The following is a 21,141-nucleotide window of genomic DNA, read 5'->3' on the forward strand; positions in this document are numbered from 1 at the left end:
CCGATTCGTCCTCTGCTTAATCAATAGCGCCCGGACCGACGATTCCAGCATCTAGACGGCATGACAACCGCTGCCGAGCCTCCGCTCCTGCACGACCCCTCCTTCAGAAACCTCTACCTGGCGTCGGCGGTCAGCCAGTTCGGCAGCCAGGTCGGCTACGTGGCGATGCCCCTGCTCGCGGTGATCGCCCTCGACGCCGGGCCCGGCGAAGTGGGACTGCTCAGCGCCCTCACCACCATCACCGTGCTCGTGCTCGGCCTGCCCGCCGGAGCATGGATGGACCGGGTCAGGCGCCGCCCGGTGATGATCGCGACGGACCTGGTCCGCGCCGCGCTTCTGCTGTCGGTGACGGTCACGTGGTGGCTGGACGCCCTCACGATGACCCAGCTGTACGGCGTCGCCGTCGCGACGGGAGTCGGCACGCTCTTCTTCGACGTCGCCTCGCAGAGCACGGTCCCGCACCTGGTCGGCCGGGACCGGCTCACCGCCGCGAACTCGGTGCTCGTCGGCACGAACGCGGCGATGGACGTGGGCGGCAGAAGCTCCGCCGGGGTGCTGGTGGCTCTCGCGGGCGCGCCGGTGGCGATCCTGCTCGACGCGCTCACCTACCTGTGGTCGGCCGTGTGGCTGTGCCGGATCAGCAAGCCCGAGCCCGCGCCCGCCCCCGTGCCCGGCGAGCGACTCGGACGGCAGATCGGCGAGGGGGTGCGATTCCTCTTCGGCCACCGGGTCCTCACCGCCATCGCGGCCCAAGGCGGCATGACGAACCTCGCCTTCCCGCTCTGCTCGACGCTGCTGCCCGTGCTGCTCGTCGACGAGCTCGGGCATCCCGCCTGGGTGCTCGGGGCCTACCTTGCCGTCGGCGGGCTCGGTGTGCTGGCCGGCTCCTCGACGGCTCACCTGATCGGGCGACGGTTCGGCCACGGGCGGGCCGTGTGGATCGTCGGCCTGACCACCGCGCCGTTCGCACTGCTGGTGCCGTTCGTCGGCTGGAGCGTCTGGATCTCGGCGGCCGCGTGGGGCATCTTGTCCTTCCGGACAGGAGTGAACAACGTGCTGCTCGTCAGCTTCAGGCAGAAGGTCACACCCGACCCGATGCTCGGCCGGATGAACGCCACCATGCGCCTGATCCTCATGGGTGCGGTCGGCGTCGGCGGCCTGCTGGCGGGCCTTCTCGGCGAGGTCTGGTGCATCGGGACGGCGATGTGGGCAGGCGCGGCGCTCATGGCGCTCAGCTGGATACCGATCTGGCTCAGCCCGCTCCGCCACGAGGTCTGACGCAGGCCGGCGTTCCAGGCTCCGGTCTGGTGCTCGGACGCCGGGGCGCGGCTAGCTCCCGCCGTCGTCCGCCGGCCCGCACTCCACGTCAGCGGCGGGGAGCCGTCCCTCCAGCAGGTACGCGTCCACCGCCTCGTTCACGCAGCGCAGCCCGCTCCTGTAGGCGGTGTGCCCGTGGCCGCGCAGCGTGACCAGCACCGAGCCGGTCAACGTGGCTCTGAGCTCCCGCACCCCTTCGTAGGGGACGACGGGATCGCCGTCCACGCCGACCACCAAGATGGGCGGCACTTTCGCGGGTCCGTCGGACAGCCGGCTCGGCAGAGCCGCTCCCGGGACCGGGTCCCAGCCCTGGCAGTACAGCGCGCTCCACACGGTCAGGGCACCGGTGATGGGCGCGGTGCGGCGCGCGATCTCGGCCTGCCGCGCGACGTCCTCGGGATCGGGCCGGGCCGCGTCGTCGGCGCAGGAGATCGCGGCGTGGGCGTCACGGGAGAAGAACACGTCCCCGTTGAGGCTCGTGGCCGCGGCGTGGAGCGGCGAGCCGTCGCCTTTCAGTCCCTTGGCCAGCGCCGTGCGGAGTCCGGGCCAGTCGTCGCGCAGCAGCTGCTGGATGCCTTCGACGGCCGCGGCGTCGTCGAGCCTGTCGCCGGAGACGTCGAGGGGACGAGAGTCGAGCCCCGCCACGAACGCCCTGAGCGTTTCGAGCCCCGCGTCCACCTCGTGTCCCAGCGGGCAGTCCGGCCGTCCGGCGCAGTCCTCGACGAAGGCTCTGATCGACTCGTCGGAAACGGCGGTGCCGCTGTGAAGGGATGGCGTGTGGCTGGTGGCCGGAGCGTCCAGGACCATGCGCCCGACCTTGTCCGGGTACAGCTCGGCGTAAGCGGCGCCGAGGCCGCCGCCGTAGGACGAGCCGAGGAAGTTGAGCGTGGACTCGCCCAGCGCGGATCGCAGGATGTCCAGGTCGCGGGCGGTCGCCTTGGTCGTCACATGCGGCAGGTGGAAGCTCTCCTGCTCCCGGCACATGTCGGCGTACTCGTTCCTGGCCTTGACCAGGGCCGTGATCTCTTGCGGTGTCTCCGGCGTCCGGTCCACCCGCAGATAAGGGAGGGGCTCGCCGGAGGGGCGGCAGCTCAGCGGGCTGCTCTCGCCGACGCCGCGCGGGTCGAAGGCGACGATGTCGTAGCGGGCGCGCAGCCCGTTGAAGGGCTCCGGGTCCCAGAGAAACGACCTGACGCCTGAGATGCCGGGACCGCCGTAGTTGACCACGAGCGAGCCGAGCCGCTGCTCCGGATGGCGGGCGGGCAGCCGTGCGAGCGCCAGGTCGATCGTGTGCTCCTCGGGTGCGCCGTGGTCGAGCGGGACCTGGATGCGGGCGCACTGCACGTCGAGGCTGCCGGGGCAGCGCTCCCAGACGGGACGCTGGGCGCGCAGGGCCGCGTCCGACTGTGCGGTGAGCGCGCCGTAACCCCACCAGGCGCCGATGAGGATCGCGGCCACCGGGAGGGCGTGGAGGAGGCGACGGATCAAAGGTGGCTCCAGAGGGCCGCGACAGCTGTGCTGAATTATCAGGAGATCTAAGCACAGACGTGGCCTCGTTCGATCTTGGTGGAGATCGAACGGCCACCTGGCCGGCGAGCGCCGACCAGCCCCGAAGATCATCGAGGACAGCCCTGCCGGAAGGGCGGATGCCGCTTCAGATCTTGACCGGTGGCGCGTCCTTTGAGTTGATCAAGCTGTTCCGTTCCTCATCCATCTGTCACGAGCGGAGAACCACGTGCGCTTCTTGTCCCCGGGCAGTCGCGGGCTCGCCCGGCTCGCCTTCGGCGGCGTGCTGACCATGGCCTTCGGCTTCCTCGTCGCCCTGGCCTCCACGGCCACGGCCGAGGACTCGATGACCGACCTCGGCGTGACCGGCAGCAACGGTGATCTGGTCGTCGGAGGCGGCAAGGTCGCTGTCGCCGCGGGCGACCGCATCGTCATGGCGGACACCACCGGCAAGATCGAGGGCGTCGTCACCGGCCTTTCCGATGCGTTCAGCCTCGCCATGACGGCCGACGGCAGCCGCCTGTACGCGGCATCGCAAGGCTCGAACGAGGTGGCCGAGATCGACACTGCGACTCGGGAGATCACTCGACGTATCGACCTCTCCGACTTCCCGTGCCCGTCGACGTTGGCACTCACCGGTGAGCGGCTGTGGGTCGGCTACGGCGGCTGCGGCGGGGATAAGGGTGTTCTCGGCCTCGACCTGTCGGCGGCGGTGCCACAACCGTCGCCGTTCGGAAATCCCCTCCCGGTGGGCCCGCTCCTCGCCGCGGCGGGAGACACGCTGGTGGTCGGCGAAGGCGCAGGTAGTCCGACCGATCTGTTCGTCTACGACCTGAGCGGCGCTCATCCCGTCCTACGCGGCGAGATCGACGGGCACGCCCAGGACAACCATCGGCTGGCGGATGTCGCCGTCACTCCGGACGGCTCGCACGTGATCTCGGCCTTCGCGATCCCGTACTCGTTCGACGTCTGGGACGCTACTACTCTGACGAAGGTACGCGGCTACCAGGGGCCTTCCTTCGACGGCTATCCCATGGCCGTCGCCATCAGCTCCGACGGATCCTTCATCGCGGGAGCGCGGGACATCGGCACGGCGATGACGCTGTACGACGCGGCCTCGGGGGCGGTGATCCGCACCGAGGACACGCCTGTGGGCGAGGTGGTGCGGGGCAGCGTGGCGTTCTCGGGCCGGGACGTCTTCAGCCTGCTGAAGACGCCCACGGACCAGCTGATCCTGTGGCGGCTCCACGACGTGACACTGCCCCCGTCCACACTGACGCTGACTGCCGCGCCTGGCGGGACGGCGCGTGAACCGCTCACCCTGACAGGCCGGCTGGCATTCGCCGACGGAACGGCTCCGGGCGCGCGGCCACTCATCGTGACCCGCACCCTGCCTGACGGAACCAGCGCGGAACTGCCCCCCGCGACGTCCGCGGCGGACGGGACCTTCACCTTCACCGACACGCCACCCGTCGGCGGGCAGATCACCTACACCGTGCGCTGGGACGGCGGTTCAGGGCACCGGTGGAGCAAGGCCTCGGCCACCGCTGCGGTCAGGTACGGCACCACGCTGACGCTGTCCGGGCCGACGAGCGCGGTCGTCGGCAACGCGCTGATATTCAGCGGTGAGTTGCAGGCCGAGGGCACCACTCCGCCGCGCAAGGTTTGGATCACCATCCAGCGCACCCGCCATGCCGACGGCGACACCGTCCGGTGGCAGGAGGGGATCACCGCTTTCGGGTCGTACATGTTCGACGACACCCCGGACGTCGGTGAGTACACCTACACCGTGCGATGGGGAGGCGACAGCCGGACCGGAGCAGCAGAGGCCAGCCAGGCCGTCACCGTGCACGAGCCGGACGAGTGACCGGTGGCGTTGCCCGGACCACACAGACCGGGCGAGCCCGGCCGATCATCGTGATCGGCCGGGCTCGGCGGTGTGGTGCGGATCAGGCCAGGTCGAAGCGGTCGAGCTCCATGACCTTGGTCCAGGCCGCGACGAAGTCCGTGACGAACTTCTCGCGGGCGTCGTCGCTGGCGTAGACCTCGGCGAGGGCGCGCAGCTGCGAGTTGGAGCCGAAGATGAGGTCGACCGCCGTGGCGGTCCACTTCAGCTCGTCCGTGGCCGCGTCGCGGATCTCGTAGACGTTCTCCTCCGACTCCGACGCCTTCCACCGGGTGCCCGGGGAGAGCAGGTTGGCGAAGAAGTCGTTGGTGAGCACGCCGGGCCGGTCGGTGAGGACGCCGTGCTTGGCGCCGCCGTAGTTGGCCCCGAGGGAGCGCAGGCCGCCGACGAGGACGGTCATCTCCGGCGGGGTCAGGTCCAGCATGTACGCCCGGTCCACGAGCAGCACCTCGGGCTGGGTCTTCTCGCCGGCCCTCACGTAGTTGCGGAACCCGTCGGCCCGCGGCTCCATGACGCGGAAGGACTCGACGTCGGTCTGCTCCTGCGAGGCGTCGGTGCGGCCCGGGTGGAACGGCACCGTCACCGGCACGCCGGCCTCCTGGGCCGCCTTCTCGACCGCGGCCGAACCGCCCAGCACGATCAGGTCGGCCAGCGAGATCTTCGCGCCGCCGCCCTCGTTGAACTTGCGCTGGATGTCCTCGAGGACGGGCAGGACCGCGGCGAGCTGCTCGGGCTGGTTGACCTCCCAGTTGCGCTGCGGCTCAAGGCGGATCCTCGCGCCGTTGGCGCCGCCGCGCTTGTCGGTGGAGCGGAAGCTCGCGGCCGAGGCCCACGCGGTGGTGACGAGCTGCGCGGTGGTGAGACCGGAGGCCAGGATCTGCTCCTTGAGCGCGGCCACGTCGGCGTCGCTCACGAGCTCGTGGTCGACGGCCGGCACCGGGTCCTGCCACAGCTGGGGCTCCGGAACCCACGGCCCGAGGTAGCGGCTGACCGGGCCCATGTCACGGTGCAGCAGTTTGTACCAGGCCTTGGCGAAGGCGAGCTGGAACTCGTCCGGGTTGTTGAGGAAGCGGAGCGAGATCTCGCGGTAGATCGGGTCGACGCGCAGCGACAGGTCGGTCGTCAGCATCGTCGGCTTGTGCTTCTTCGCCGGGTCGAAGGGGTCGGGGATGATCTCCTCGGCGTCCTTGGCGACCCACTGCTTGGCGCCGCCGGGGCTCGTGGTGAGCTCCCACTCGTAGCCGAAGAGGATCTCGAAGAAGCGGTTGCTCCACTGGGTGGGCTTGTCGGTCCACGTCACCTCGAGGCCGCTGGTGATCGTGTCACCGGCCTTGCCGCTGCCGTGCGTGCTCAGCCAGCCGAGGCCCTGCGCCTCCAGCGGCGCGCCCTCCGGCTCCGGGCCCACGTGGTCGTCGGCGACGCCGGCGCCGTGGGTCTTGCCGAAGGTGTGGCCGCCGGCGATGAGGGCGACGGTCTCCTCGTCGTTCATCGCCATCCGGCCGAACGTCTCGCGGATGAAGTGCGCGGCCGCGGCCGGGTCGGCGTTGCCGCGCGGGCCCTCCGGGTTGACGTAGATGAGGCCCATCTCGGTGGCGCCGACCTCCGGCACCATCTCGCTCTCGGAGACGTAGCGCTCGTCGCCGAGCCAGGCGTCCTCGGGGCCCCAGAAGATCTCCTCGGGCTCCCAGACGTCCTTGCGGCCGAAGCCGAAGCCGAAGGTCTTGAAGCCCATCGACTCCAGGGCCACGTTGCCGGCGAGCACGAGCAGGTCGGCCCACGAGATCTTCTGGCCGTACTTCTTCTTGACCGGCCACAGCAGACGCCGGGCCTTGTCGAGGTTGGCGTTGTCGGGCCAGCTGTTGAGCGGGGCGAAGCGCTGCCCGCCGTCACCGGCGCCGCCGCGGCCGTCGTGGATGCGGTAGGTGCCCGCGGCGTGCCAGCTCATGCGGATCATCAGGCCGCCGTAGTGGCCGAAGTCGGCGGGCCACCAGTCCTGCGAGGTGGTGAGCACCTCGGTGATGTCGCGCTTGAGCGCCTCGACGTCGAGCTTCTCGAACTCCTTGGCGTAGTCGAAGCCCTGCCCGAGCGGGTTGCTCTTGGACGAGTGCGCGCGCAGCATCGAGAGGTCGAGCTGGTTGGGCCACCAGTCGCGGTTCGTGCGCGGACGGCCGTGCCTCTTGGCGCTCGGCGAGTCGATCGCCGGGTTCTCGCTCTCGCTGCCGTGCGAGGTCACCGAGTCGTGCGCGACCGGGCAGCCGGCCGCTTCCTTGCGGTCCACGCCCTGCGCGCTCGATGGCCTGTTGTCCTGCGTGTCGCTCATCTATTTCCTTCCGAACTGCCACATCACTGGGCACTGCGTTGGTTCGTACAGTCGGGGCAGGTGCCCCAGTAGACGACCTCCGCCTCGTCGATCACGAAGCCATGGTCGTCCGAGGCGGTGAGACAAGGGGCCTCGCCGACGGCGCAGTCGACGTCCGCGATCATGCCGCAGGAGCGGCACACGAGGTGGTGGTGGTTGTCCCCCACCCGCAACTCGTAGCGGGCGGCCGCGCCGGCGGGCTCGATGCGCCGCACCAGGCCGGCCGTGGTGAGCGCGCGCAGCACGTCGTAGACCGCCTGGTGGGAGACCCTGGGGAGCTCGGCCCGTACCAGGGAGATCACCGTGTCGGTGTCGACGTGAGCGTGGTCGCGCAGCGCCCCGAGCACTGCCAGCCGCGGCCGGGTCACGCGCAGCGAGGCCGCTCGGAGCTGTACCTCGAAGTCGGACGCCATGCCCACAACATATCCCCCTAAACTGGAACAGTTCAAGTTACGAGGGGAGCCACAGACCCGACCTTTACCGGCAGCGGAACGTCCGGAACGGCCTCTACGGTGGCCGCATGACTCACGACGACCCCTGGTGGGAGCCGCCGGTCGCGGGCACCGAGGCCGAGCAGCTCGTCGGCGCGCTCGACCGGCTGCGCGCCACCTTCCGGTGGAAGGCCGACGACCTCGACGCCGCCGGGCTGCGGGCCCGCGTCGGCGCCTCGTCCCTGACGCTGGGCGGCCTGCTCAAGCACCTCGCGTTCGTCGAGGACCACATGTCCGGCCCCCGGCTGAGCGGTGCGCCGCTGGGCCCGCCGTGGGACGCCGTGGACTGGGCGGCCGACCCCGGCTGGGACTTCACCTCGGCCGCCGCCGACCGTCCCGAGGACCTCTACGCGCTCTACGACGCCGCCGTCGAGCGCTCGCGGGCGCGGGTCGGCGAGGCGCTGGCCGCCGGCGGGCCCGGCCGGCTCGTCCACCTCGCCTGGCCGGACGGGCGCCGGCTCAGCCTGCGCCGGCTGCTCTGTGACGTGATCGAGGAGTACGGGCGCCACACCGGCCACGCCGACCTGCTGCGCGAGGCGGTGGACGGGGTGACCGGCGAGGACCCGCCGCCCGGCTGGCGCCCCGTGTCAGGGAGCGCCGTCCGGTAGTCGATCCAGTGGCCGACTCAGTGGTCGATTCAGTGGTCGATGAACGCGTACAGGGCGAGGTGGTCCGACTTGGTGCCGCTCACGGTATGGTCGACGGCCGACGGCCGCACCGTGCCCTTGACGAACAGGTAGTCGATCTTCCTGGAGCCCATGGTCGGCTTCGCGCCGTACCCGGTCATGCCGAAGCCGGACAGGGCGGTGCGGGCGATGCCGGTGCGGTTGGCGTCCACGCCGAGCACGCGGATCGCGGAGGCGTTCATGAGGCTCGTGGCGTCCGCGCCGACGTGGATTCCGGTGCCGCCGATGCCGGTGGAGCCGGCGCCGCCGCAGGCGTTCGCGCCGTTCTGCTCCGGCAGGTGCAGGGTGGCGGCGAAGACCGCCGTCCCCGTCTCCTTGATCGTGAAGCGGGCCGCGATGGCGCTGGTGCGCTTCCACTTGTGGGTGTAGGCGCTGCCGTCGTCGTTGCTCGGCGGCTTGTAGAGCGTGCAGCCGGCGCCGCCGGCGTACGCGGTGCCCGGCTTGAGCCAGCCCGCGCTCCAGTACTTCGACACGTCGCCGGCGGCGAGGCTCAGCGTGCGGGTGTTGTAGAGGATGCCGTTGGTCTGCTTCTTCTTCAGGTCGCCGAGCGACTGGACGCTGCACTTGTGGCTGCCGCCCCACGGCTCGGGGTCGTCCCAGGCCACGATCGCCTGGTACGTGCCCGCGGGGTAGCCGAACTTGGCGGAGAGCTGGTCGGCGTAGGCGGTGGCCTGGCCGGCGCCGCGTACCTGCTGGACGATCAGCAGGTCGGGCGGCCGGACGCCGCTGGTGCCGGTCCTGCCGTCGTCGTCCACCAGCATGGACGTGAGGTGGTCCGGGCCCGAGACGCGGGTGCAGGTGCCGTCGGGGTTGTTGCGCACCAGGTTCTCGATGTTGTCCTGGTAGACCCGCAGGACCCGGTCGGCCGCGGCGAGGGCGGGAGTGGTCGTGGTGAGCGCGAGGCCGGCCGCGAGGATCATCGCGCCGGTCCGCCGGAGGGGTAAGGCCATCCCCGCAATCTAGCGACGATCTTGCCGCGGGTGGGGCGGACATGACGCCGCCCCCGCCGGCACGGGGCGCGGGCGGCGTCGTCGTCGCAGGTCAGCGACCCTTGGACGGAATGCGGCGCGGCGGCGCGATCGGCCGCGCGGGCAGCTTCGGCAGCCGCCGGGGCGCCGGGAGGCCGGGCAGGGTCTTGTCGTTCTTGCTGGTCTTGCCTGAGCGGGCACGCATGAGGAAGCTCCTTCACCGGGATCGGGGACGCGGCTCACGCCGGTCGGGCAACACGCACGGCTGCCGCGTCTGGGCTGAACTGAGACGTCGGGTTGGTCGCCGCTGAGCGCGGATCACAGGTAAAGGCGCATGTCCCCAACCTTACGGGAGCGGCCGGAGGCCGGGCAACCGGATTTTTCGCCCGTTGACTTTGTCGCACCTTTTGTCTCACTATGATGAGACAAAGCTTGCGACAAAACGGGAGCGGGTCATGACGGACGAGCGAACAGGCGGGCAAGGGGTGCGCGTACGGCCCGGAGACGTGCGCCAGGCCGGGGACTGGCTGGCCCGGCACGGCCTCGGCGAGGCGCGGCCGACGCCGCTGCTCGCCGCCCGGCTGGCGGCGCGGCGCCGCGCGCGGCTGGCCGACCACCTCATGCTGGCCGTGCTGATCATCGCGGCGGCGCTGGCGCAGCTGAACCTCTTCCTGGCCGCGCCCGGCGGGCCGGGATCGGAGTCCTGGACGTGGTGGCCGCTGCTGATGCTGGCCGGGCTGGTCGCCGCGCTGCTGGTGACGCGGACCCTGCTGGAGGCATGGGTACGCCGGATCGACCGGGGAGCCGGTGCGGCGCTGGCCCGGCGGGCCACGCACCCGGTGCAGCCCGGCTGGCGGGTCCTGCTCGGCCGGCCGTACGCCCTCTGGGCCGCGGGCACGTACGCGGCGGCCCTGGCACTGACGGGAAGCGCGCTCACCCTCGACGGCGCCGGCGTCCGCCAGGCGGCGCTCGTCCTGCTCGTCGCCCTGGCCGGCGTTGGGGCGGTCGCCCTCCTCCAGGTGCGCGACCTGCTGGCGCGGCCGGTGGTGGCCGAGGACGAGCTGTCGCTGACCGCCGACGTGATCATGCGGATCGAGGACGCCCGCGAGAGCACGTCGCCGGGCACGGTGTGGTGCCTGCCGATGGTGCTGCTGTTCGGCATGGCGCCCGGCTGGTGGCGGGCCGCCTCGCTCAGCCTGGTGCTCCTGGGGCTGGCCGCCCTCGTCGTGATCCAGACCCGTACGCCGGACAGCGCGGCCATGGCCAGGCGGATCGTGAGCCTGGGATGATCGTCATCGACGCGGGCTCGCCGGTGCCGCCGTTCGAGCAGCTGCGGGCCCAGCTCGCCGGGCAGATCCACGACCGGACGCTGGCCGTGGGGGCGCGGCTGCCGACCATCCGGCGGCTCGCGGCCGACCTGGGGCTCGCCGTGAACACGGTCGGCCGGGCCTATCGGGAGCTGGAGGAGGCGGGGCTGATCGAGACCCGGGGGCGGGCCGGGTCGTTCGTGACGGCGGCCGGCGAGGAGACGCGGGAACGTGCCCGGCGGGCCGCCGCCGACTACGCCGCCACGGTCGCCGCGCTCGGGCTAGGCGCGGAGGAGGCGCTGCGCATCGCCGAGGCCGCCCTGCGCTCCCCCGCCCCGGCCGACAGCGCATAGTCAGGTCACGGATAATCCGCAGCGGGACGGTGTGGGTACGCTGAGGAACATGACCGCCATGGCACCCGCCCGCGCCGAGACCGACCTGTCCTTCCTGCTCGACCACACCAGCCACGCGCTGCGCTCGCGGATGGCGGCGGCGCTGGCCGAGATCGGCCTGACGCCGCGCATGCACTGCGTGCTGGTGCACGCGCTGGAGGCGGAACGCACCCAGATCCAGCTCGCCGAGCTGGGCGACATGGACAAGACCACGATGGTGGTGACGGTGGACGCGCTGGAGAAGGCCGGTTACGCCGAGCGCCGCCCGTCGAGCACCGACCGGCGGGCGCGCATCATCGCGGTCACCGAGAAGGGCGCGGCAATCGCCCGGCGCAGCCAGGAGGTCGTGGACGGCGTGCACCGCGACGCCCTGCAGACGCTGCCCGACGACGAGCGCGAGGTCCTGGTCCGCGCCCTGAACCGCCTGGTCACCGGCCATCTGGCCGCCCCCGTCGAAGGCCCGGTGCAGGCCCGCAGGGCACGGGAGCGCGCAAAATAGATCCGAAGAGGATCGTCTACAACGGAACTATCTGTTAAGGTCTCACCTGTCACGAGACGGGAGAGACCTGTGCGGAACATGCTCGACTCGCGTTGGACAGCCTTGGGAGTGCTGTCCGCGACGGGACTGATGACCATCCTCGACGGCAGCATCGTGACCGTGGCGATGCCGGCCATCCAGCACGACCTGGGCTTCTCGGCCGCCGGTCTGAGCTGGATGGTCAACGCCTACCTGATCCCCTTCGGAGGGCTCCTGCTGCTGGCGGGGAGGCTCGGCGACCTGATCGGGCGGCGGGCGATGTTCCTGGCCGGGAACGCGATCTTCACGGCCGCCTCCCTGCTGGCGGGCCTGGCCACCGGCCCCGGCGTGCTCATCGCCGCCCGCTTCCTCCAAGGCGTGGGCAGCGCGCTGGCCAGTGCCGTGGTGCTGGGCATCCTGGTGACGCTGTTCTCCGGGCCGGCCGAGCGCGGCAAGGCCATCGCGATCTTCAGCTTCACCGGCGCGGCCGGCGCGTCCATCGGGCAGGTCCTGGGCGGGGTGCTCACCGACGGCCTGAGCTGGCCGTGGATCTTCCTGGTCAACGTGCCGATCGGCGTGGTCACCCTGGCGCTCGCGCTGCGCGCCCTGCCCGCCGACCGGGGGGCCGGGCTGCGGGCCGGCGCGGACGTCCTCGGCGCCGCGCTGGTCACCTCCGGCCTGATGCTGGGCATCTACGCGGTGGTCAAGGTGGAGGAGCACGGCTGGCTGTCGGCCCACACGCTCGGCCTCGGCGCGCTCTCACTGGCCCTGCTCGGCGGGTTCGTCGCGCGGCAGGCCACGGCCCGCACGCCGCTCATGCCGCTGCGGATCCTGCGCTCGCGCAACGTCGTCGGGGCCAACCTCGCGCAGATGCTGGCCCTGTCCGGGATGTTCGCCTTCCAGGTCCTCGTCGCCCTCTACATGCAGCGCGTGCTCGGCTACGGGGCGCTGGAGACCGGCCTGGCGATGCTGCCGGCCGCGGTCGGCATCGGCTCGATCTCGCTGTTCGCCTCCGCCAGGCTCGCCGCCAGGTTCGGCGCCCGCGCCGTGCTGGTGACCGGGCTGGCCATGCTGGTGGCGGCCATGACGCTGCTGTCCCAGGTGCCGGCGGACGCCGCGTACGCGGTCCACCTGCTGCCTCCCATGCTGCTGATCTCGGGCGGCGGCCTGGTGCTGCCCGCCCTGGCCACGCTCGGCATGTCCGGGGCGCGGGAGAGCGACGCGGGGCTCGCCTCCGGGCTGTTCAACACCACCCAGCAGGTCGGCATGGCGGTCGGCGTCGCGCTGCTGTCCACGATGGCCGCCGGGCGCACCGGCGACCTGCTGGCCGCGGGGACGTCGCAGGCGGAGGCGCTGACCGGCGGGTACCGACTCGCGTTCGGCATCGCGGCCGGGCTGCTGGTCGCGGCCCTCGCGGTGGCGGTCACCGTCCTGCGCCGCCCCGCCCCGGCGGAGACGGCGGCGGAGCAGGGCGGTCAGCCGGCGGCGAGCGCGGCCGCGAAGTAGCCGAGCGAGGCGTCGACCTCGTCGAGGGCCGGGGTCCGGTTGAGGTGCCCGTGCGGCATGCCGCACGCCAGGTACGTGCTCACCGGCACCCCGGCCTCGCGCAGCTGGCGCTCCAGGAGCTCGCCCGAGGCGCGCAGGTCGTCGTACTCCGACAGCAGGATGCGGGTGGCGGGCAGGCCGTCGAGGCGGGCCGCCCCGGGCAGCGCGTCGGGCGGGACGTCGCTGATCCGGCCCACGTAGGCGCGGACCATCCGCTCGACGTCGGCGGGGTGGAAGCGCGTGAACGGCGGCAGCTCGCGCATCTCGGCGGCCACGTCGTCGTCGAGGGCCGGGTTCGGGTAGTGCGCGAACGGATAGGCGAGAAGCAGCAGGTCCGGGGCCTTTCCCCCGTCGGCTGCGCGGTCGCGGGCGCGCAGGGCGGTGGCCAGGACGAGCGCCGCGCCCGCGCTGGCCCCGCCCAGCGCGGCGGGCACCCCCGGTGCGGCCTCGCCGGTCAGCCACCGCCAGGCCGCGTCCACGTCGTCGATCGGCACGGGATGGCGCACGCCGTCCCTGGCCAGCCGGTAGCCGACCGAGACGACGAAGGCGCCGGTGCGCGCGGCCAGCTCGGCGCTGACCACGCGGGCCTCGGGCTTGTCCAGGTCGCCGAAGACGAACCCGCCCCCGTGCGCCCACAGCAGGGCCCTGCCCGGGGTGCCGGTGGTGCGGTAGGTGCGGACGGGGATCGGGCCGTGCGGCCCGTCGAGGGTGACGTCCTCGACGGTGACGCCGGCCGGCAGGGACCACTCGGCCGGGTCGCGGACGTACTCGGCGAACAGGCGCTGCGCCTCCGGGTCCGTGGCCAGGTCCTCGCGGGTCACGCCGCGCAGCGGCGCCAGCTTCCTGGCGAGCTCGGGGTGGAACGGCATGGCCACTCTTCTATCGCGCCCGCCGGGGCCGGGCGCGGGCGGGGTGACCCGGAGCGTCCCGAACAAGGGACTTTGGTCCCTACCGGCGGCGGGCCCGGCTGCAGGAAGGTTTCGGTGTGCCGTACCGATCGACCCAGCCAAGAACCGTCAGCCGCCCGCTGACCCGCCCGGAGGGCCTGCGCCTGCTCGGCAACGTGACCTTCGGCAGGCTCGTGTTCATCAGCCGCGCCCTGCCCGGCATCCGGCTGGTCAGCCACGTCATGGACGGCGAGGACGTGCTCGTCGGCCTGCCGGAGGACTGCCCGGTCGTCCCGCTGCTCTCCCAGGTCGCGCCGGTCGTGTACGAGGCGGACGTGCTGGACACGGCGACCCGCCACGGGTGGAGCATCGTGCTGACCGGCCGCGCCGGGCTGGTGGAGAGCGACGAGGAGATCGCCCGCGCCCTGCGCCTGCTGCGGCCGTGGCCGGGCGAGAAGATCGGGGTGGTCGTCCGGATCCATCCCGAGCTGGTCACCGGCACCCGCGTCGAGGCCGGTCCCTGACGGCTCTCCGGCAGACGCGGCGGGCCTAGGGTGTGCGCATGAACATCTGCGTCTTCCTCTCCGCCGCCGACCTCGCCGACACCTACACCCGTCCCGCCCGCGAGCTCGCCGAGCTGATCGGCAAGGGCGGGCACACCCTGGTGTGGGGCGGCTCGGACGCCGGGCTGATGAAGGTGGTCGCGGACGGGGTGCACGCCGCCGGCGGGCGGCTGATGGGCGTGTCGGTGCACTTCCTCGCGCACAAGGCGCGCCGCGGCGTGGACGACATGGTGATCGCCGCCGACCTGGCCGAACGCAAGCGGCTGCTGCTGGAGAAGGCCGACGCGGTGGTCATCATGGTGGGCGGCACCGGCACGCTGGACGAGGCGACCGAGATCCTGGAGCTGAAGAAGCACGGCCACACCGACAAGCCGGTCGTGCTGCTGAACACGGCCGGCTTCTACGACGGGCTGAAGCAGCAGTTCCAGCGCATGGAGGACGAGGGCTTCCTGCCGCGCCCGCTCACCGAGCTGATGTTCTTCGCCGAGGAGCCGGTCGGCGCGATGGCCTACCTGGAGGAGACCTTCGGGGTCCAGTGAGCGGGCCGCAGGGGTTCAGCCGAGGAGGGCCAGGTCCTCGGCGGACAGCCGCAGTGCTCCGGCGGCGACGTTCTCGGCCAGGTGGACGGGGTCGCCGGTGCCCGGGATGGCGAGGACGTGCGGGCCCTGCGCGAGCGTCCAGGCGAGCCTGACCTGCGCCGGCGTCGCCCCGCGCGCCCGGGCGACGGCCAGCACCCGTGCGTCCTCGGCCGCCTGGGCGCCCGCCTCACGGCCGGCGCCGGCGATGGCGAAGAACGGCACGTACGCGATGCCCTGCTCGCCGCACGCGCGCAGCAGCTCGCGCTCGGCGGCCGGGGCGCCGATGCCGAAGGCGTTCTGGACGCACGCGACGGGCGCTATGGCGCGGGCCTCGGCCAGGTGCGCGGCGGTGGCGTTGGAGAGCCCGAGATGCCGGACGAGCCCGGCCTCGCGCAGCTCGGCGAGGGCGCCGAAGTGCTCGGCGAGCGGCGCGTCCCTGTGGCTCGGCGGGACGCGCAGGTTCACCAGGTCGAGCCGGTCGCGGCCGAGCTGGCGCAGGTTCTCCTCGACCTGGCCGCGAAGCTGCTCAGGCCGGGCCCACCACCACTCGCCGGACGGGTCGCGGCCCGCCCACACCTTCGTGGCGATCACCAGGTTGTCCGGGTAGGGGGCGAGCGCCCGGCTGATCAGCTCGTTGGCCGACAGGAGGGGCGAGAAGTAGAAGGCGGCGGTGTCGATGTGGTCGACGCCGAGCTCGACCGCGCGGCGCAGCACGGCGATCGCGCGCTCGCGGAGGGCGGCCGCCGTCGGCCGGTCCTGCCGGGAGCCGAAGGCGGTGCGGCCGGTCAGGCGCATCGCGCCGAACCCGATCCTGTTGACCGGCAGCTCGCCGCCGAGCCGCCACGTTCCTGCGCTGTTCTGCTGAATGGACATGAAAAAAGCCTCCCCGGGCTGCGGAGACGGCTCCGGCCGGAAAGGCTCGACGTGTTCCTCCATTTTAGCAGGGTCCGTGGAACGGGGTGGAACGTGCTGGAACGCCCAGCGGGAGTAGGAAGACCGACCACTACTCGACGGGGGCACCACCATGCACAGGAACATCCGCATCGCCGCGGCGGTCTCGGCCGCGGCGGTGGTCGCCGTGACGGCGGCCACCGTCCCGGCTCAGGCGGCCGGGCCGCTCGTGCTGTTCCAGGACAGCGGCTTCGCCGGCACCTCCTGGTCGTTCACGGCCACCAACGGCGACATCTCGGGCTCGGGGGGCGACCGGGTGAGCTCCATCGTCAACCAGGACGTCAACGCCTGGGTCGTCTACCAGCACGACACCTACCGCGGCAGGTCGTACTGCGTCCTGCCGGGACAGAGCCTCTACGACCTGCACGAGCAGCAGTGGCAGTTCGGCGACGCCATCTCGTCCGTACGCCGCCGCCCGGACGGGACCTGCCACGACAACCCGATGTTCCTGTCCCCCTGACGGAGGTCAGGCGGCCAGCCGTTCGACGGCGAAGGCCGTGAGGAACCCCGCGGTGGTGATGAGGCCGGTCAGCAGGTGGGCGTTCTCGAACGCCTCGGGGATCATCGTGTCGGCGACCATCGCGAGGATGGCCCCGGCCGCCACGCCCATGATGACGGCGATGGTGGCCGGGGAGGCCGACTCCAGCGCGAGGTTGCCGAGCATCGCGGCCAGGCCGCTGGCCAGGGCGATGCCGCCCCAGATGCCGAAGACGTAGCCGGGGCCGCGGCCGGCCCGCTTCATGCCTGCGGCGCTGGACAGGCCCTCGGGGACGTTCGAGATGAAGACGGCGGCGACCACGGCGAGGCCGATGTCGCCGCCGCCGAGCAGCGACAGGCCGAGCACCACCGACTCGGGCACCCCGTCGAGCAGGGCGCCGACGGCGATCGCCGCGCCGCTGCCCTGGACGTCGGCCTCGCTCGGCTGCTGGGCGCCGGAACGTTTGCGGTGGCGGGCGCCGTGCCGGGCGAGCAGCGCGTTGGCGGCCACGTACGCGCAGGCCCCGCCGAGGAAGCCCGCCGCGGTCGGGACGAGCCCGCCGGTGCGCTCGGCCTCGTCCAGCAGCTCGAACGACAGCGCGGCGATGAGCACGCCGGCGCCGAAGGCCATGATCGTGGCGATCGCGCGCGGCGGGACGCGCCGGAACCAGGCGATCGCGGCCCCGATGAGCAGCGCGCCTCCGGCGAGCGCACCCCAGAGCCCCGCCTCCAGCCAGATGGGCATCACCGCACCTCCGTCACGCCGATCCCACGATCTTCGCATCCGCCCGGCTCCGGGCGTCCAGCGCCCCGGGGGGCTGGAGGCGGGACCGGCGGGCAGGGGTGTGGGACGAGGAAGACAGGCGAGGTGGGGACATGGGCGAGGCGGCGGCGGAGTGCGAGCGGGTGGCGCGGGAGGCGCTCGGGCTGGAGGAGCTGCGTCCGGGCCAGCTCGCCGCCATGACGGCGCTGGCGGAGGGCCGCGACACGCTCGCGGTGATGCCGACGGGCAGTGGCAAGTCGGCGATCTACCAGGTGCCGGCGCTGCTGCTGAAGGGCCCGACGCTGGTGGTGTCGCCGCTCATCGCGCTGCAGCGCGACCAGGTGGAGGCGCTGCGCGAGCACGACGAGGACGCGGCCAGCCTGGACGCCCGCACCTCGGCACGGGAGCGTACGGCCACGTTCGAGGCGCTGCGGGCGCGCGAGACGGAGTTCCTGTTCTGCGCGCCCGAGCAGCTCGCCCGGCCCGACGTGATCCACGAGCTGAAGGCCGCCGGCCCGTCGCTCATGGTGGTGGACGAGGCCCACTGCGTGTCGTCGTGGGGGCACGACTTCCGCCCCGACTACCTGCGGCTCGGGTCGGTGGCCGAGGCGCTGGGCCGGCCGGTGATCGCCGCGCTCACCGCGACCGCCGCCCCGCCGGTGCGGGCGGAGATCGTCGAACGGCTGGGCATGCGCGACCCGGTGGAGCTCGTGCAGGGCTTCGACCGGCCGAACATCTCGCTGGAGGTCCGCCGGATGCTGGCCGACCCGGCCCCGGAGATCGTCGCGGCGGTGGCGGAGCAGGAGCGGCCCGGGATCGTGTACACGACCACGCGCCGCCGCACCGGCGAGCTGAGCGACCTGCTGAACGAGGCGGGCGTGCGGGCGGCGGCCTACCACGCAGGGATGCGCCGCCGGGAGCGGGACGAGGTGCACGACCGGTTCATGGGCGGCGACCTGGAGGTGGTGGTCGCGACGAACGCGTTCGGGATGGGCATCGACAAGCCGGACGTGCGGTTCGTCTTCCACGCCGAGGCGCCGGGGTCGCCGGACTCGTACTACCAGGAGATCGGCCGGGCGGGACGCGACGGCGAGCCGGCCGCCGCGGTGCTGTTCTACCGTCCGGAGGACCTGGGGCTGCAGCGCTACTTCACCGGCGGCGTGCCGGACGCCGGGACGCTGGCCGAGGTGGCCGCGGCGGTCGTGGCGGCCGGGCCCGGCGCCGGGCGCAAGGAGCTGCGCGAGCGTACGGGCCTGTCCCCGCGCCGCCTGACGGGCCTGCTCGACCTGCTGGAACGGGTGGGCGCGGCCCGGCTCGGCACCCGGCGCGTGGACCCCGTGCCAGGCGCGCCCGAGCCGGCCGAGGCCGCGGCGCTGGCGCGGGAGCTGGCCGAGCGGCGGCGCGAGGTGGAGCGCACCCGCCTGGAGATGATGCGCCGCTACGCCGAGACCGAGGACTGCCGCCGCCGCTTCCTGCTCGGCTATTTCGGCGAGCACCTGCCGGAGCCGTGCGGCAACTGCGACAACTGCCGGGCGGGAACAGCCGCGCGGCCCCCCGCGCCCGGCGGCGGGCCGTTCCCGCTGCACGCGCGGGTGGAGCACCGTACGTGGGGTCCCGGCCAGGTGATCCAGCGCGGCGAGGACCGGCTGACGGTGCTGTTCGAGGAGGCGGGCTACCGCGAGCTCCAGCTCGACGCGGTCCTGGAGCAGGACCTGCTGACGCGGGCGGACGAGGGCCAGCCCTGATCCCGGCGGCGCAGGGTCAGACGCCGGGTCAGGGGACGAGCACGAGCCGGACGGGGTCGCCCTCCTTGCGGGCCAGCCGGTCCAGCGCGGCCGGGGCCTCGGCGAGCGGCAGCACGTCGCTGACGGACCGGCTCAGGTCCAGCCGCCCCCGCCCGGCCAGCCTGACCAGGCGCTGGACGTCCTGCGGCGCGGAGCCGTAGTGGCCGAGCACCGACTGGCGGAAGTAGGCGAGGCCGATGTCGTTCGGGATGGTGATGGGCTGCCCGGCGAGGCCCACGACGACGAGCCGGCCGGCCGGGCCGAGCACCGTCAGCGCCTGCTCGCGCACGGCCGGGACGCCGGCGAGGTCGAGGGCGACGTCCAGGCCGAGCCCGTCGGTCAGGTCCATGACGGTGTCGCGGAGCTTCGGGTCGGCCGGGTCGAGCACGGCGTCGGCGCCGAGCGCGAGCGCCCGTTCGCGGGCGGCGGGCAGCGGGTCGATCGCGATCACCGGGGCGGCGCCGACCAGGCGCAGGAGCTGCACGGCGTGCGCGCCGAGGCCGCCCGCGCCCCACACGGCGGCGGCGTCGCCCGGCCGGGTGGCGGCGGTCGTGGTCACGGCGGCCCATGGCGTGGAGACGGCGTCGGGGATGACGCACGCCTGCTCGAACGGCAGCCCGTCGGGGATCGGCACCACGGTCGTCGCGCTCGCCAGGGCGTACTCGGCGTAGCCGCCGTCGTAGTCGACGCCGCGGGTGAGCACGACGCCGCGCAGGTCCAGCTCCCCGGCCTGGAGCAGCACCCGCTGCCCGGTCGTCCAGGCGTCCACGCCCGCGCCGAGCGCGTCGATCACGCCGGCCACCTCGTGCCCGAGGGTGACCGTGTCGCCGGGGAGCCACGCGGGCCGCAGGGTGCCGTCCAGCAGGTGCACGTCGGACAGGCACACCCCGGCGGCGCGCACCGCGACGCGCACCTGCCCGGGGCCGGGCTCCGGGACCGGGACGCGCTCCATGCGCAGCTCGTTGGTGGGCACGTGCAGCCGGGCGGCGAGCATGTCGGTCACGGCGCTCCTTTTTCCCGCAGACTTCCCGCGGGCCCGCCCCCGGGTTTCGACCGGTGCGTCCCGCGGACTTCCATCGGACCCGGACGCGGCCGTGCGGCCGCTCCCTGGCGCGAGCATACGGCCCGCGCCCGCCGCTGCCGCACGGGGGCGGGTCACCAGCGGTTGCGTGCCTCCTCGGCCCAGCCGGTGAGCCCGTCGAGCGTCACCCAGGAGCCGTCGCCGGCCCTGATCCGGCCGCCGAAGTGGCCGAAGCACTGGTGCGTCTCGGAGCCGACGACGCCCAGCTCCGTACGCGAGATCTTCTCGTGGAACGGGGTGAACTCGACCTCGACGCCGTCGCCCGCGATGCGCCAGGGCTTGAGCCAGTCGGAGCGGTCGTAGACCCACTCCAGCTCCGCGCCGATCTTGTGCAGCCGGCCGTGGACGAACAGCGCGTTCTCGGTCGACCCGGTGCCGTCGGTCCACTTGCCGCCGAGCTGCACCGACAGCCCGGGGGCGTGGCCGGCGGCCCAGTTCCAGACCACGGAGTACGGCCACTTGCCGCGCCCGTGGTCGAGCACCGCGAACGCGCCCTCGCCCACCTCGTGCTCGGCGCCGCCCAGCACGAGCCGGCCGCGCACCGGCCGGCCGACGTCCTTGACGGTGTACTGGAAGCGCCGCGGCCCCCACGGGACCACGACGCCCAGCGACTCGTGGCCCTCGGGCAGCGGGATCTCCAGGTCCAGAGTCAGATCGGGCGCGTACGCCCGCAGCCGGGTGCCGCCCGGCTCCTGGTCGATCTCGACGCGGACGCCGCCGCCCGCGACCCGGACCGGGCCCGCCCCGCTGACCTGCGGGAACCGCGCGCCGCGGGCCAGCGGCACCACGGCGTCGTGGCTCACCTCCGCGCGGGAGGCGCGGTCGAGCACGTAGACGCCGTGGACGCCGGCGTAGTCGAGCGACGACGCCACCAGCCCGATGATGTGGGTCGGCGTCACGATCCCCCAGTATTCCCAGCGCTTGCGACGGCCCCACCCGCGCAGCTCGGCCTGGTGCAGGGGGCGTCGGGTCCAGCCGACGGCCGCCGGATTGAGGCGGCCGTCGGGCAGGCAGAGGTCCACGGGCTCGGTGATCTCCCGCTCATGGGTCAGCATGCGGGAAA

21 protein-coding genes are annotated in these 21,141 nt (G+C 73.0%); 11 read left to right on the forward strand and 10 right to left on the reverse strand.

The window, feature by feature from the left end; genetic code table 11:
• Nucleotides 1-60 precede the first annotated feature (60 nt).
• A complete protein-coding gene (locus ABD292_RS38610) occupies nt 61-1,278 on the forward strand; it encodes an MFS transporter (protein WP_344216447.1) in 1,218 nt (405 codons plus the stop codon).
• 51 nt (nt 1,279-1,329) lie between these two features.
• Here the strand turns inward: ABD292_RS38610 and ABD292_RS38615 are convergent, their stop codons facing one another.
• Nucleotides 1,330-2,805: an alpha/beta hydrolase gene (locus ABD292_RS38615; protein ID WP_344216449.1), complete on the reverse strand. Its 1,476-nt coding sequence runs from the start codon at nt 2,803-2,805 to the stop codon at nt 1,330-1,332.
• A gap of 301 nt (nt 2,806-3,106) precedes the next feature.
• Here ABD292_RS38615 and ABD292_RS38620 point away from each other — a divergent pair, with 301 nt between their 5' ends.
• Nucleotides 3,107-4,690, forward strand: coding sequence for a hypothetical protein (locus ABD292_RS38620; RefSeq protein ID WP_344216451.1), 1,584 nt, complete (start codon nt 3,107-3,109; stop codon nt 4,688-4,690).
• A gap of 82 nt (nt 4,691-4,772) precedes the next feature.
• On the opposite strand, the gene katG is transcribed toward ABD292_RS38620, so the two are convergent.
• Together katG and ABD292_RS38630 are read right to left on the reverse strand one after the other, a co-directional pair.
• Nucleotides 4,773-7,049, reverse strand: coding sequence for a catalase/peroxidase HPI (katG, locus tag ABD292_RS38625; RefSeq protein ID WP_344216453.1), 2,277 nt, complete (start codon nt 7,047-7,049; stop codon nt 4,773-4,775).
• 23 nt (nt 7,050-7,072) lie between these two features.
• Nucleotides 7,073-7,501 (reverse strand): Fur family transcriptional regulator, encoded by a 429-nt coding sequence (locus ABD292_RS38630; protein WP_344216455.1) that lies wholly within the window; start codon nt 7,499-7,501, stop codon nt 7,073-7,075.
• Nucleotides 7,502-7,608: 107 nt separating this feature from the next.
• Between ABD292_RS38630 and ABD292_RS38635 the strand changes: the two genes are divergently transcribed.
• A complete protein-coding gene (locus tag ABD292_RS38635) occupies nt 7,609-8,187 on the forward strand; it encodes a mycothiol transferase (RefSeq protein ID WP_344216457.1) in 579 nt (192 codons plus the stop codon).
• A gap of 29 nt (nt 8,188-8,216) precedes the next feature.
• On the opposite strand, the gene ABD292_RS38640 is transcribed toward ABD292_RS38635, so the two are convergent.
• Nucleotides 8,217-9,215 (reverse strand): hypothetical protein, encoded by a 999-nt coding sequence (locus tag ABD292_RS38640; protein ID WP_344216459.1) that lies wholly within the window; start codon nt 9,213-9,215, stop codon nt 8,217-8,219.
• Nucleotides 9,216-9,306: 91 nt separating this feature from the next.
• Nucleotides 9,307-9,438, reverse strand: a complete 132-nt coding sequence (locus ABD292_RS38645) for a hypothetical protein (RefSeq protein WP_329576677.1) — start codon at nt 9,436-9,438, stop codon at nt 9,307-9,309.
• Between the two features lie 250 nt (nt 9,439-9,688).
• On the opposite strand from ABD292_RS38645, the gene ABD292_RS38650 reads away from it, so the two are divergent.
• The 4 genes from ABD292_RS38650 to ABD292_RS38665 all read left to right on the forward strand — a co-directional run bounded on the left by ABD292_RS38650 (nt 9,689) and on the right by ABD292_RS38665 (nt 12,955).
• Nucleotides 9,689-10,522 carry a hypothetical protein gene (locus ABD292_RS38650; RefSeq protein WP_344216463.1) on the forward strand — a complete coding sequence of 278 codons (834 nt, stop codon included), beginning with the start codon at nt 9,689-9,691 and terminating at the stop codon, nt 10,520-10,522.
• Nucleotides 10,519-10,893, forward strand: a complete 375-nt coding sequence (locus tag ABD292_RS38655; protein ID WP_344216465.1) for a GntR family transcriptional regulator — start codon at nt 10,519-10,521, stop codon at nt 10,891-10,893. Before ABD292_RS38650 ends, ABD292_RS38655 begins: the two co-directional genes overlap by 4 nt.
• A gap of 49 nt (nt 10,894-10,942) precedes the next feature.
• Nucleotides 10,943-11,431 carry a MarR family winged helix-turn-helix transcriptional regulator gene (locus ABD292_RS38660; protein WP_344216467.1) on the forward strand — a complete coding sequence of 163 codons (489 nt, stop codon included), beginning with the start codon at nt 10,943-10,945 and terminating at the stop codon, nt 11,429-11,431.
• A 129-nt stretch (nt 11,432-11,560) separates the two neighbouring features.
• A complete protein-coding gene (locus tag ABD292_RS38665; protein WP_344216469.1) occupies nt 11,561-12,955 on the forward strand; it encodes an MFS transporter in 1,395 nt (464 codons plus the stop codon).
• Here the strand turns inward: ABD292_RS38665 and ABD292_RS38670 are convergent.
• Nucleotides 12,925-13,929, reverse strand: coding sequence for an alpha/beta hydrolase fold domain-containing protein (locus tag ABD292_RS38670; protein WP_344216471.1), 1,005 nt, complete (start codon nt 13,927-13,929; stop codon nt 12,925-12,927). The genes ABD292_RS38665 and ABD292_RS38670 overlap by 31 nt on opposite strands.
• 50 nt (nt 13,930-13,979) lie before the next feature.
• Here ABD292_RS38670 and ABD292_RS38675 point away from each other — a divergent pair, with 50 nt between their 5' ends.
• Nucleotides 13,980-14,405 carry a pyridoxamine 5'-phosphate oxidase family protein gene (locus tag ABD292_RS38675; RefSeq protein WP_344216473.1) on the forward strand — a complete coding sequence of 142 codons (426 nt, stop codon included), beginning with the start codon at nt 13,980-13,982 and terminating at the stop codon, nt 14,403-14,405.
• A 38-nt stretch (nt 14,406-14,443) separates the two neighbouring features.
• Nucleotides 14,444-14,983 carry an LOG family protein gene (locus ABD292_RS38680; RefSeq protein ID WP_344216475.1) on the forward strand — a complete coding sequence of 180 codons (540 nt, stop codon included), beginning with the start codon at nt 14,444-14,446 and terminating at the stop codon, nt 14,981-14,983.
• Nucleotides 14,984-14,998: 15 nt separating this feature from the next.
• Here the strand turns inward: ABD292_RS38680 and ABD292_RS38685 are convergent, their stop codons facing one another.
• Nucleotides 14,999-15,895, reverse strand: coding sequence for an aldo/keto reductase (locus ABD292_RS38685; protein ID WP_344216477.1), 897 nt, complete (start codon nt 15,893-15,895; stop codon nt 14,999-15,001).
• A 151-nt stretch (nt 15,896-16,046) separates the two neighbouring features.
• Between ABD292_RS38685 and ABD292_RS38690 the strand changes: the two genes are divergently transcribed.
• Nucleotides 16,047-16,433 carry a beta/gamma crystallin-related protein gene (locus tag ABD292_RS38690; protein WP_344216479.1) on the forward strand — a complete coding sequence of 129 codons (387 nt, stop codon included), beginning with the start codon at nt 16,047-16,049 and terminating at the stop codon, nt 16,431-16,433.
• A gap of 6 nt (nt 16,434-16,439) precedes the next feature.
• Here ABD292_RS38690 and ABD292_RS38695 read toward each other — a convergent pair whose 3' ends face one another.
• Complete coding sequence (locus tag ABD292_RS38695) at nt 16,440-17,195, reverse strand: ZIP family metal transporter (protein ID WP_344216481.1); 756 nt, start codon at nt 17,193-17,195, stop codon at nt 16,440-16,442.
• A 131-nt stretch (nt 17,196-17,326) separates the two neighbouring features.
• Here ABD292_RS38695 and ABD292_RS38700 point away from each other — a divergent pair, with 131 nt between their 5' ends.
• Nucleotides 17,327-18,958 carry a RecQ family ATP-dependent DNA helicase gene (locus tag ABD292_RS38700; protein WP_344216483.1) on the forward strand — a complete coding sequence of 544 codons (1,632 nt, stop codon included), beginning with the start codon at nt 17,327-17,329 and terminating at the stop codon, nt 18,956-18,958.
• Nucleotides 18,959-18,986: 28 nt separating this feature from the next.
• Here the strand turns inward: ABD292_RS38700 and ABD292_RS38705 are convergent, their stop codons facing one another.
• Both ABD292_RS38705 and ABD292_RS38710 read right to left on the reverse strand, forming a co-directional pair.
• The gene (locus ABD292_RS38705; protein WP_344216633.1) at nt 18,987-19,991 is read right to left on the reverse strand and encodes a zinc-binding dehydrogenase; all 1,005 of its coding nucleotides are present in this window, start codon (nt 19,989-19,991) and stop codon (nt 18,987-18,989) included.
• A 161-nt stretch (nt 19,992-20,152) separates the two neighbouring features.
• On the reverse strand, nt 20,153-21,133 hold the full coding sequence (locus tag ABD292_RS38710) for a DUF2804 domain-containing protein (RefSeq protein WP_344216485.1): 981 nt from the start codon (nt 21,131-21,133) through the stop codon (nt 20,153-20,155).
• Nucleotides 21,134-21,141 lie beyond the last annotated feature (8 nt).

Origin of the sequence: Nonomuraea bangladeshensis (assembly GCF_039529455.1) — a bacterium.
Taxonomy (GTDB): Bacteria; Actinomycetota; Actinomycetes; order Streptosporangiales; family Streptosporangiaceae; genus Nonomuraea; species Nonomuraea bangladeshensis.